Here is a 12,125-nt window from a genome sequence, read left to right on the forward strand (position 1 = left end):
AATTCAGACCCTGTTATTTTGGAATATTCTGCGCAGATGGGGCGTTGATCGCGATCAATCCGAATCTTTTCATGTGATGTGCATCACATATTGGCAGGGGTGGCATCGCGCCCCGTTAGCCGCTAAGGTGTGAAGCACCGGGTGCCGCATGCGGCGGCGCAGGCTGAATCAGGGAGGCTTTTTGCCAGGATGTTAAAGATGATGCTGGTTACCGCGCGCGACAGGGTGCGGCTGACAGAAATCACGTCAGTGCTGATCCGCTATGGGTTGCAGGACATCGCCAGAATGCTGGGGTTAACGACGTTGCGCGATACCCTGCGCCGCGATCGCGAGCGGACACAGGCGCAGAGCATGCCCGAGCGGCTGCGTCACGCGCTGGAAGAGCTGGGGCCCACCTTCGTAAAACTCGGGCAGATCCTGGCGACCCGTACCGACCTGCTGGATCCCGTCTGGACTGACGAACTGGAAAAACTGCACAGTCAGGCCAGAGCTCTGCCCTGGGAAAGCCTGGCGGAGCAGATATGCGAAGACCTCGGCGCCGAGCCGGAGCAAATCTTCGCCGAATTCGACCGCACGCCGATTGCCGCCGCATCGATGGCGCAGATTTATCGCGCCAGGCTCCATAGCGGTGAAGCGGTGGTGGTGAAAGTGCTGCGCCCCGGCCTGGAAAGGACCATTCGCGCCGACCTGCGGTTACTCACCTTTCTGGCAGGCGCGCTGGAAGAGCAGAGCAGCCAACTGGCGCGCTATCATCCGAGCCAGATTGTGTTGGGACTGGCGACGGCGCTGAACCACGAGCTGGATCTCACCCAGGAAGCCAGCAACTGCGAACAGATTGCCCGCTGCTTTGCCGATGACCCCCAGGTTGTTATTCCCGCTATCCACTGGGCCTGGACCTCGCCGCGCCTGATGGTGCAGGAATTTGTGCCGGGGATGGCTCCGGAAAGCCCACAACAGCTCATCGATGCCGGACTGGATGGTCATATCCTTGCCAGGGAAGGGGCGCGGGCGTTTATGGAGATGGTGCTGGAACACCGGCTGTGGCACGCCGATCCCCATCCCGGTAACGTGATGGCGCTGGAGGGGAACCGGGTCGGTTTTATCGATTTCGGCATGGTAGGACGCCTGAGCGAACGGCGGCGCAATCAGTTGCTGATGATGCTGGATGCCATTGCCGGGCGTCAGAGTGAAGGGATCGTCAATGCCCTGATCGAGTGGTCGGGCGATGAGGCCATCGACATTAATCGTTTCGAACTGGCGGCGCAGAACTTCCTTGATAAACAGGGTTCGGCGCCGATGAAGCTCGGCAAGGCGCTGGCGGATCTGCTGGCGATGGTCCGGGAGTTCCGACTGGCGCTGCCGCCGGATCTCGCGCTGCTGTTTAAGGCGTTGATTACCGCTGATGGCGTGCTCCAGCGTCTGGATCCCGGTTTTGATATTGTCGCCACGCTGCGGCCGATGCTGCGCGAGGTGGTGCTGCGCCGTTATCGCCCCGGCGGCGCCCGCCGACGACTGATGGCGCTGGGGGCCCAGGCGTTGGATGCCGGAGAAGAGCTGCCTCAGACCCTGCGCCTGATGCTACGGCGCCTGAAAATGGGGAAGGTTAACGCCGACCTGGAAATTAAAAATATCGGGCTGCTCAGCCGGGCACTGGAACGTGCCGCCGTCACGCTGGCGATAGCGGTGGTGACGGCCGCTTTTGCGTTGGGCATCACCCCCTGGCTGATGGAGAGCGGCTGGCGTATTTGGGGGATTCCGGTCTTTCCGCTGTTTGGCCTGCTGGCCTGCGGTACCGGTATCTTTCTGCTGGCGCTGCGGTTACGACGTTAACGCACTCGTTTAACCTTTGTTGACGTTTAATTCGCTACAGTGGCCTGGCAATCCATCGCGACCGGCAGAGGCGCGATGTATCAATACCCAGAAAATAACGATCTATCCATGCAAGCTTGAGCCGCCAGTCGCTGGCGGTTTTTTTTCGCCTGGCGATCGCCGAATATGAAAAGCCCCTCGAGCAGTGCTGCGGGGGGCTTTTCGGTGAGAGAGCGCGTCGTTCATTAATCATCCCACTTATAGCTGAACCATGCGGCCAGAAAACCAGAGAAGACAATCATTCCCAGGACGGCCAGAAAAACATGCATATTTCCCAACATAGTGACCTCCGTCGTGTGTTTAACCGATAGAAAAACCCCTTAATTAGCGGTGGTTAGCAGAGGTGATTATACCGAACGACGCTTAAATAAACGCGCAATTGTGTGAAGAAGCGCGGACCAATGGTAAGTAAATGCAACCTATAGCGCCCGCCAGACCATTTGTGCGCCCAGGCCTAACAGCGTTAGCAGAAACAGACGGCGGAACAGTAAGGGACTGATGCGCCGACGCAGCCATTCGCCGAAGGCCATACCTGCCAGTGCCGCCACTAGCGCCAGCAGGGAGAGGGGAAGATCGCCGGTGTTCAGCGCGCCATGCCACCACAGCCCCGCGCTTAGCGCCAGTGTGGAGGTGGTAAAGGCGATGCCCAGACCTTGTATCAGGGAATCCCGGGAGCTCAGCAGCGCCTGAAGCCAGGGAACCGCCGGAATCACAAAGACGCCGGTCGCACCGGTCAGCAGTCCGGTACAGAGCCCGACCAGTAGTGAAAGCGGCGCTTCGCCACGCACAGGCGGCGTAAAACGGGCGCCTGAGAGCGACCAGAGCGCATACAGGCTCAGCGCCGTGCCCAGGGTTAAGGTCGTGGCGCTGTGACTGCCCGTAGCGAGCCAGCCGCTGGTCGCCAGGGTTCCGACAACGATCCCGACGTTCAGCGGCGTCAGACGTCGCAACAGCGGCCACAGCCCGCTACCGCGCAGCTGCATCAGATTGGTGATAAGCGAAGGCAGCAGCAACATGCCCGCGGCAGCCACCGGTGAAATTAACGCGCCCAGTAGCGCCATCGCGACCGTCGGTAGTCCCATTCCTGTCACGCCTTTTACCATGCCTGCCATCGCAAATACGGCGGCGGCAAGTACCCAAATCTGTTGTTCAGCAGACATCGACACTTCCTCTGAGTGATTCACTGTCGCAAGCGTAACGGACTCCAGCGCGCCTTAATTCGTCAGTCAGCGAACCAGGGTCGCATTCATGATGAATTTTTTTCATGTCTGATGAATTTTCCTCGTTTGCACTGCGCGCGTTCTGCTGTCATTGTTTCAGCCATGTAGCCATCCAGATGGCTGAAAGTTCAATAAAACAATTATCACCCGGCTGAACTACCGGGGAGAGGAGAGCAGCATGCAACGACAACAGGCACCGTTTCGCGCCGATGTGGTAGGGAGTTTTTTACGTCCGGACAGCATTAAGCGCGCCCGCGAGCAGTTTGCCGCCGGAGAGATCGACGCCGCCGCATTACGTAAGGTGGAAGACGAGGCGATCCGCAACGTCGTGCAGCAGCAGTGCGCCTGTGGCCTGCATGTAGTGACCGACGGCGAATTTCGTCGCGCCTGGTGGCACTTCGACTTTTTCGACGGCCTGCAGGGCACTGAGCCCTTCGAAACCGACCACGGCATTCAGTTTAACGGCGTGCAGACTAAAGCCCGCGGCATTCGGGTGGTGGATCGGGTGAAATTTGGTGACCATCCGATGCTGGAAGATTTTCGCTATCTGAAGAGCATCAGCGGCGATGCCTGTCCGAAAATGACTATCCCCAGCCCCAGCGTGCTGCATTTCCGCGGTGGTCGTGAAACTATCGACCGTACCGTCTATCCGGAACTGGACGCTTACTTCGACGACCTGGCCATTGCCTGGCGCGACGCCATCCGCGCCTTCTATGACGCGGGCTGCCGCTACCTGCAGCTCGATGACACCGTCTGGGCCTACCTGTGTTCCGAAGAGCAGCGCCGCCTGGTGCTGGAGCGCGGTGACGACCCTGATGAACTGGCCCGTACCTACGCCCGGGTACTGAACAAGGCGCTGGAAGGCAAACCTCAGGATCTGACCGTCGGGCTGCACGTCTGCCGCGGCAACTTCCGCTCTACCTGGATCTCCGAAGGGGGCTATGAGCCGGTGGCGGAAGTGCTGTTCGGCACGGTGAACATCGATGCCTTCTTCCTTGAATACGATAACGATCGTTCTGGCGACTTTAGCCCGCTGCGCCATATCCGTCCTGGCAATCAGCAGGTGGTGCTGGGGCTTATCACCACCAAGAATGGCGAGCTGGAAAACCCGGAAGGGGTGAAAGCGCGGGTGCAGGAAGCGGCGCAGTATGTCGATATCAATCAGATCTGCCTGAGCCCTCAGTGCGGTTTTGCCTCTACCGAAGAGGGTAACAGCCTGAGCGAAGGCCAGCAGTGGGATAAAGTCCGACTGGTGACCCGCCTGGCGCAGGAAGTCTGGTAAGTTCTGCGGCCCGGCGCTGTGCCGGGCCTGTTTATCAGCGCTTTTTATTATGCGACTCCCCGTCGCTATTATAAAAAACGATGATTAAAAAACGTGCAAATCATTAACCGGTGCGCACCACCATAGCGCGAAATAAAATCTTTCCTCCCGCCGGTAAAATAAAACTCCCTGATTATTAAGCATAAATTAATTCTGGCATCCGCCTTGCAACAGGTATCCCAACTTGTATACCAGATGGGAGACCTGGCATGTCGAATGGTGTTGACAGCCTGCCGGTATTATCGATTGGCGAGTGGCTGGATATTTATCAGGCCAGTCCATCGCAACTGGCAAATATCTATACGCAGTTCCTGAGCCTGGCCCGACAGGATGATAATGCCTGGATTACCCTGGCTTCCCGCGGGCAGATCGATGCACAGCTTGCGCCGCTGTTGCGGGCCGTGACGGAAGGAGGGCGCGAACCCCGGGAATTTCCGCTGTTCGGGGTGCCCTTTGCGGTGAAAGACAATATTGACGTAGCCGGTTTTCCCACCAGCGTCGCCTGCCCGGAATTCCTCTACCATCCCCGTGAGGACGCCGCAGTGGTGGCGCGCCTGAAAGCGGCGGGCGCCATCGTGGTGGGAAAAACCAATCTCGACCAGTTCGCCACCGGCCTGGTGGGCACCCGTTCCCCCTATGGCGCGGTGACCAATACCTTTGATAAGCGTTATGTGAGCGGCGGTTCCAGTTCCGGTTCAGCGTCGGTGGTGGCCCGGGGGCTGGCCCTGTTCTCGCTGGGGACGGATACTGCGGGCTCCGGGCGGGTGCCTGCCGGGTTTAACAATATTGTCGGCCTGAAACCGACCCGCGGCTGGCTTTCTAACCGCGGGCTGGTTCCCGCCTGCCAGTTCCTGGACTGTATCTCGGTCTTTGCGCTCCAGGTGGAGGATGCCCGGCGGGTGGCCGACATTGCGGGCGGCTACGATCCTGACGATCCCTGGTCACGTCAGGATCCTTATTGCGCACCGGCACGCCTGAGCGAGCGTCCACGCTTCGCCATTCCGGACAAACTGACCTTTTGCGGCGACAGCCAGAGCGAACAGGCTTTCAACCAGGCGCTGGCGCAGATGAGCGCGCTGGGCGTAACGCTCGAACCGGTGGATTTTACCCCGTTTCGTGAACTGGCGGAGCAGCTCTATGCCGGCCCCTGGGTTGCCGAGCGTACGCTGGCGGTCAGGGATCTGCTGGAAAAAAATCCCCTGGCGCTGGATCCCACGGTGCGCACCATCGTGAAACAGGGATACCGCTACAGCGCCTGCGATGCCTGGCAGGCGGGGTATCAGCGCGCGCAACTGAGCCGCCAGATTCACCAGGCGCTGGCGGGCTTTGATGCGCTGCTGGTGCCGACATCACCCACCATCCGCACCCTGGAAGAGATGGCACAGGAGCCGGTACGCTACAACGCCGAATTCGGCACCTACACCAATTTCACCAATCTGGCGGATCTCTGCGCGCTGGCGCTGCCTTCCTCCTTCCGCGAAGACGGACTACCGGCAGGGATCACACTGATTGCCCCAGCCTGGCATGATGCGGCGCTGGCCCATTTTGGCCAGCGCTGGCAGCAGGCGCTGGCGCTGCCCGTCGGCGCTACCGGGCGCGCCCCGGCAACGCTGCCGGAAGCGGCGCTGCCGTCAACCGGCCATGTACGGCTGGCGGTGGTGGGCGCTCATCTGCGTGGCATGCCGTTAAACCACCAGTTGACCGGGCGCGACGCCGTCTTCATCGAACAGACCATCACAGCGCCTGACTACCGTCTTTATGCCCTGGCGAATACCACGCCGCCCAAACCCGGGCTGGTGCGGGCGCCGGGAGGCAACGCCATTGAGGTGGAGCTGTGGGATGTGCCGCTGGCGCGCTTTGGCGAATTCGTGGCGGAAGTTCCGGCGCCGCTGGGTATCGGTTCGCTGCAACTGGCGGATGGTCGCCAGGTAAAAGGGTTTATCTGCGAACCCCTGGGATTAGAAGGGGCCACCAACATCAGCGAATGGGGCGGCTGGCGTGCCTGTCTCGCCCGCGACAGCCATAACGGACAGTAAGGAGCGACCATGTTTACCCGGGTTCTGATTGCTAACCGCGGCGAGATAGCCTGCCGCGCCATCCGCACGCTACAACGCTGCGGCATTGACAGCGTCGCGGTGTTTTCCGATGCCGATCGCAATGCGCCCCACGTCAGTATGGCGGATAGCGCCATCGCGCTGGGGGGCGACAGCGCGACGGAAAGCTATCTTAACGGCGATAAAATTCTGGCCGCGGCCCGGGAAAGCGGCGCTCAGGCCATCTTTCCCGGCTACGGTTTTCTCTCTGAAAGCGCGGAATTTGCCAGCGCCTGCGCTGCGGCCGGGCTGGTATTTATCGGCCCCACGCCGCGACAGATTCGCGATTTTGGTCAGAAGCACCGGGCGCGGGAGCTGGCCCGCGAGGCCGGGCTGCCGATGACGCCAGGCAGCGGTCTGCTGGAAAGCCCCGAAGCCGCCTGTACTGCCGCCCGGAACGTCGGCTGGCCGGTGATGCTCAAAACCACCGCCGGGGGCGGCGGTATCGGGCTGTTGCGCTGTGAAGATGAAGCGCAACTGCTGGCCGCCTGGGAGAGCGTCCGCCGCCAGGGCGCCCAGTTTTTCAGCGATGACGGGGTGTTCATTGAACGCTGTATCGATCGGGCGCGCCATATCGAGGTTCAGATCTTCGGTGACGGTCAGGGGCGCGTGGCGGCGCTGGGGGAGCGCGACTGTTCGCTACAGCGCCGCAACCAGAAAGTGGTGGAAGAAACCCCCGCTCCCGGGCTGCCTGCCGCAACCCGCAAGGCCATGCACGATGCGGCCATTCGACTGGGGCAGTCGGTCAATTATCGCAGTGCCGGCACCGTGGAGTTTATCTACGAACCGGAAAGCGACAGCTTCTGGTTTCTGGAGGTCAATACCCGCCTTCAGGTCGAACATCCTGTCACCGAAATGGTCACCGGTGTCGATCTGATAGCCGCGATGCTCCAGGTGGCAGCCGGAGCCTCACCCGACTGGGCTGCGCTGGAAAAACCGCCGCGCGGGGCGGCCATGGAGGTACGCCTCTATGCCGAAGATCCGCTACGTCAGTTTCAGCCGAGCCCGGGCGTTTTGACCGAAGTCTTTTTCCCGGACGATGTGCGGGTGGACGGCTGGGTCAGCACCGGCAGCGAAGTCACGCCGTACTACGATCCCATGCTGGCCAAAATTATCGTGTATGGAGAAGACCGCGAGGCGGCGCTGGAAAAGCTCAGACGTGCTCTGGAGAAAACCCGCCTGCACGGTATCGCCACCAACCTGGACTATCTGCGTCAGATAGTCACCCTTGACGCCTTCCGGCGCGGTGAGGCCAGTACCCGTCTGCTGGATGAAGTGCGCTATCAGCCTCATGCCATCGAGGTACTGTCTCCGGGCACCTGGACCAGCGTACAGGACTTCCCGGGCCGCACCGGCTACTGGCATATCGGCGTTCCGCCTTCAGGGCCGATGGACGATTTTGCCTTCCGCATGGCGAACCGCATTGTCGGTAACGATCCCTCCGCCGCCGGGCTGGAGTTCACCCTGGAGGGGCCGACGCTGCGTTTTCACAGTGCGGCGGTTATCGCTCTGACCGGCGCAGACTGCGAGGCGCGGCTGGATGAACGACCGCTGGCCTGCTGGCAGCCGGTCAGGGTTCAGGCCGGGCAGGTATTACGTCTGGGTCGGGCACAGAGCGGCTGCCGGGGCTACCTGGCGGTGCGTAACGGCATTGATGTGCCGGTATATCTGGGCAGCCGCGCCACCTTTGCCCTGGGGCAGTTTGGCGGCCATGCCGGACGTACGCTGAAAGTGGCAGACGTGCTGGCTATCTCCCGCCCGATGCTGCCTGCCTGTACCACGCCGCCGCCGGTCGCTGAGCCGTGCGCGGTGGATCCGGCTCTGATCCCCGACTATGACGTGCGGGTGGAGATCGGCGTGCTGTACGGCCCCCATGGCGCCCCGGATTTCTTTACCCCCGAATCGATGGAACGCTTTTTTAACAGCGACTGGGAAGTGCACTACAACTCCAACCGCCTGGGCGTGCGCCTGAGCGGCCCGGAGCCAGACTGGAGCCGTGACGACGGAGGCGAGGCGGGGCTGCATCCGTCCAATATCCACGACTGCGAATACGCTATCGGCGCGGTGAACTTCACCGGCGACTTTCCGGTGATCCTGACCCGGGACGGGCCAAGTCTGGGAGGATTCGTCTGTCCGGTCACCATTGCCCGGGCGGAGTTATGGAAGGTGGGGCAGGTACGTCCCGGGGATCGCATTCGCTTTCGTCTGATGGATGAATCAGAAGCCAGCCAGCGGTTACAGGCTCAGGAGCAGGCGCTGAAAACCCTGAAAGCGCCGACGGTCGTCAATCACGCAACCCCAGCGCATAGCCCCACGGCAATTCTGGCCAGCCGACCGGCCAGCGACGGCCTGCCGTCAATGGCGGTGAGGCGCGCCGGAGACAGCTACCTGCTGATCGAATACGGCGATAACGTGCTGGATCTGGCCCTGAGATTACGGGTGCATCTGCTGATGGCGGCGCTCGATGATCGCGGACCGGAGGGCATTCTCGAACTTTCCCCCGGCGTGCGGTCGCTCCAGGTGCGCTACGACAACAGCCGGTTAAGCCAGCAGGCGCTGATGACGCAGCTCATGGCGCTGGAGCAGACGCTGGGCGACGTGGAACGGTTAAAAATTCCCTCACGCATCCTGTATCTGCCCATGGCCTTTGAGGATTCCGCCACCCTGGCGGCGGTGGCGCGCTACCGGGAAACGGTGCGCGACAGTGCCCCCTGGCTGCCGGATAACGTCGAGTTTATTCGCCGCGCCAACGGACTGGCCGATCGCGACGAGGTCAGACGCATTCTGTTTGAGGCCAGCTATCTGGTGCTGGGATTGGGGGATGTGTATCTCGGCGCCCCCTGCGCAGTACCGCTGGATCCGCGCCACCGCCTGCTGAGCTCCAAATATAATCCGGCCCGGACCTGGACTGCGGAAGGCACGGTGGGGATTGGCGGCATGTATATGTGCATCTACGGCATGGATTCGCCGGGAGGTTACCAACTGGTGGGGCGCACGCTGCCTGTCTGGAATCGCTTCCTGAAGAATCCGCAGTTTGCCGGGGAGCCCTGGCTACTGAAATTCTTCGACCAGGTGCGTTTCTATCCGGTCAGCGAGGCGGAACTGATGCAGCAGCGCGAGGCGTTCCGCGAAGGGCGGGCGCAGATTCGCATCGAAGAGAGCGAATTCGACTTTGCCGCATACCGCCGGATGCTGAGCGAAAACGCCGCTGACATTGCCGGGTTTCGCGAGCGTCAGCAGAGCGCCTTCGATGCGGAAGTGGCGCACTGGTGCAGCTACCCGCAGCAGGCGCCGGAAAGCCCGCTCAATATGGCCGAGATTCCGGCAGCAGGGCGGGAAGGCGAACTGGTTAGCGCCGATCTCAACGGCAACATCTGGAAGATTCTGGTGGAGCCAGGCCAGCAGGTGAAACAGGGCGAACCGCTGATTGTGGTGGAAGCCATGAAGATGGAACTGATGGTCTCTGCGCCCTGTGACGGCACCGTCACCCATATCAGTTGCCTGGCGGGACGGCCTGTAGGGCCGGGGGATGCGCTGCTGTGGCTCGATCGCGCCAGTTAAGTGACATTGTCACTAACTAAACTCAGGGGAGAGGCCATGAGCGATCGGAAATCGCTAAAAACGATGAGCGAAGGTCAGGGCGAACGGGTCTATCGCCTGGTGAAACAGGCCATCTTCGACTTTCGGATGCTGCCGGGCGACCGCTTCAGCGAAAACGACATTGCCGGGCGTTACGGCGCCAGCCGCACGCCGGTACGCCAGGCGCTCTATGCCCTGGCGCAGGAAGGCTACCTGGAAGTGCAGCCCCGCAGCGGCTGGCGGGTTTGCCCCATCGACTTTCACCATCTGGAAGCGCTGTACGACCTGCGGGTGGTGCTGGAGCTGGAAACGGTCAACCGCCTGTGTCAGCGCCCGGAGCAGGTCATGCCACTGCCGCTGCGCCAGTTATGTCAGTTCTGGATAGAAGCGCCGCCGCTGGCGGATGGCCGCGAGGTGGCGCATTACGACGAACAGTTTCATATGACCCTGGTGGCGACGGCGGGTAATCCCGAAATGGCGCGTATCCATCGCGAACTGACGGAAAAGATTCGGATTGTGCGGCGCATGGATTTCACCCAGCCGCCGCGGGTCAGCGCCACTTACGCCGAACATGCCGCCATTCTTGAGGCCATTATCGCACGGCGCGGCGAACAGGCGTGCCGCCTGCTGCGGGAACACATTGCCCGCAGTCAGCAGGAGGTTCGCCAGATAACCCTGCATGCGCTGCATCAGGCGCGTCAGGAAAAACGTTAACCCACACAGCATTTTGACAGGAGTGACTTATGGAGCGACGTACCTTATTACAGGCCCTGGCCTTATCCGTCCCGCTGTTCGCCATGGGATTCAGCGTCAGCGCCCGGGCCGCCGACACCATTAAAGTGGGCATCATGCATTCGCTGTCCGGCACCATGGCTATCTCTGAAACGCCGTTGAAAGAAGTAGCGCTGATGACTATCGACCAGATTAACGCCAGCGGCGGCGTACTGGGTAAAAAGCTGGAGCCGGTGGTGGTGGATCCCGCCTCGAACTGGCCGCTGTTTGCGGAAAAAGCGCGCCAGTTGCTGAGTCAGGACAAGGTGGCGGCGGTGTTTGGCTGCTGGACTTCGGTGTCGCGTAAGTCGGTACTGCCGGTATTCGAAGAGCTGAACGGGTTGCTGTTCTACCCGGTGCAGTACGAAGGGGAAGAGATGTCGCCAAACGTCTTCTATACCGGCGCGGCGCCTAACCAGCAGGCGATTCCGGCGGTGGAGTATCTGATGAGTGAAGACGGCGGCGGCGCACGTCGTTTCTTCCTGTTGGGCACCGACTACGTTTATCCGCGTACCACCAACAAGATTCTGCGCGCCTTCCTGCATGCCAAAGGGGTGCAGGATAACGACATCCGGGAGGTTTACACCCCCTTTGGCTACAGCGACTACCAGACCATTGTGGCCGACATTAAGAAGTTCGCTGCGGGCGGTAATACCGCGGTTATCTCCACCATTAACGGCGATTCCAACGTGCCGTTTTATAAAGAGCTGACTAACCAGGGGGTAAAAGCTACCGATGTGCCGGTTATCGCCTTCTCGGTGGGAGAAGAGGAGCTGCGCGGCATCGATACCCGCCCGCTGGTCGGCAATCTGGCGGCCTGGAACTACTTTGAATCGTTGGATAATCCCACCAACAAAAAGTTTGTCGCTGACTGGAAGGCCTATGCCCGCAGCCACAAACTGCCCAACGCTGACACGGTGGTCACCAACGATCCGATGGAAGCGACATACGTCGGCATTCATCTGTGGGCCCAGGCGGTGGAAAAGGCGGGAACCACCGACGTGGATAAGGTGCGGGCCGCCATGGCGGGCCAGAGCTTCCCGGCGCCATCCGGCTTTACCCTGACCATGGATGCCACCAACCACCATCTGCATAAGCCGGTGATGATTGGCGAGATAGAAAGCAACGGCCAGTTTAACCCGGTATGGGAAAGCGAACAGCCGGTGCGCGCTCAGCCGTGGAGCCCCTGGCTGCCGGGGAATAAGCAGAAGGGCGATACGCCGGTGAAAGCCGCCAGCGCGCAATAACCGACCACCGTCGGGAGGGGAACTC

Annotated in this window: 8 protein-coding genes; 6 read left to right on the forward strand and 2 right to left on the reverse strand. The window is 61.0% G+C overall.

Features of this window, described 5'->3' with window-relative positions; genetic code table 11:
- Positions 1-189: 189 nt before the first annotated feature.
- Positions 190-1,830: an ABC1 kinase family protein gene (locus SCU88_RS11370; RefSeq protein WP_138097398.1), complete on the forward strand. Its 1,641-nt coding sequence runs from the start codon at positions 190-192 to the stop codon at positions 1,828-1,830.
- Positions 1,831-2,054: 224 nt separating this feature from the next.
- Here SCU88_RS11370 and mgtS read toward each other — a convergent pair whose 3' ends face one another.
- Both mgtS and SCU88_RS11380 read right to left on the reverse strand, forming a co-directional pair.
- Complete coding sequence (mgtS, locus tag SCU88_RS11375) at positions 2,055-2,150, reverse strand: protein MgtS (RefSeq protein WP_138097399.1); 96 nt, start codon at positions 2,148-2,150, stop codon at positions 2,055-2,057.
- A 138-nt stretch (positions 2,151-2,288) separates the two neighbouring features.
- Positions 2,289-3,029, reverse strand: a complete 741-nt coding sequence (locus tag SCU88_RS11380; protein WP_138097400.1) for a sulfite exporter TauE/SafE family protein — start codon at positions 3,027-3,029, stop codon at positions 2,289-2,291.
- Positions 3,030-3,267: 238 nt separating this feature from the next.
- On the opposite strand from SCU88_RS11380, the gene SCU88_RS11385 reads away from it, so the two are divergent.
- The 5 genes from SCU88_RS11385 to urtA all read left to right on the forward strand — a co-directional run bounded on the left by SCU88_RS11385 (position 3,268) and on the right by urtA (position 12,100).
- The gene (locus SCU88_RS11385; RefSeq protein WP_175341461.1) at positions 3,268-4,371 is read left to right on the forward strand and encodes a 5-methyltetrahydropteroyltriglutamate--homocysteine S-methyltransferase; all 1,104 of its coding nucleotides are present in this window, start codon (positions 3,268-3,270) and stop codon (positions 4,369-4,371) included.
- A 248-nt stretch (positions 4,372-4,619) separates the two neighbouring features.
- The gene (gene atzF / locus SCU88_RS11390) at positions 4,620-6,446 is read left to right on the forward strand and encodes an allophanate hydrolase (protein WP_175341462.1); all 1,827 of its coding nucleotides are present in this window, start codon (positions 4,620-4,622) and stop codon (positions 6,444-6,446) included.
- A 9-nt stretch (positions 6,447-6,455) separates the two neighbouring features.
- Positions 6,456-10,064 (forward strand): urea carboxylase, encoded by a 3,609-nt coding sequence (gene uca, locus SCU88_RS11395; RefSeq protein ID WP_175341463.1) that lies wholly within the window; start codon positions 6,456-6,458, stop codon positions 10,062-10,064.
- 36 nt (positions 10,065-10,100) lie between these two features.
- The gene (locus SCU88_RS11400) at positions 10,101-10,796 is read left to right on the forward strand and encodes an FCD domain-containing protein (RefSeq protein ID WP_175341464.1); all 696 of its coding nucleotides are present in this window, start codon (positions 10,101-10,103) and stop codon (positions 10,794-10,796) included.
- Between the two features lie 29 nt (positions 10,797-10,825).
- Complete coding sequence (gene urtA, locus SCU88_RS11405; protein ID WP_175341465.1) at positions 10,826-12,100, forward strand: urea ABC transporter substrate-binding protein; 1,275 nt, start codon at positions 10,826-10,828, stop codon at positions 12,098-12,100.
- Positions 12,101-12,125 lie beyond the last annotated feature (25 nt).

Origin of the sequence: Jejuibacter sp. L23, from assembly GCF_050815825.1 — a bacterium.
GTDB lineage: Bacteria > Pseudomonadota > Gammaproteobacteria > Enterobacterales > Enterobacteriaceae > Jejubacter > Jejubacter calystegiae.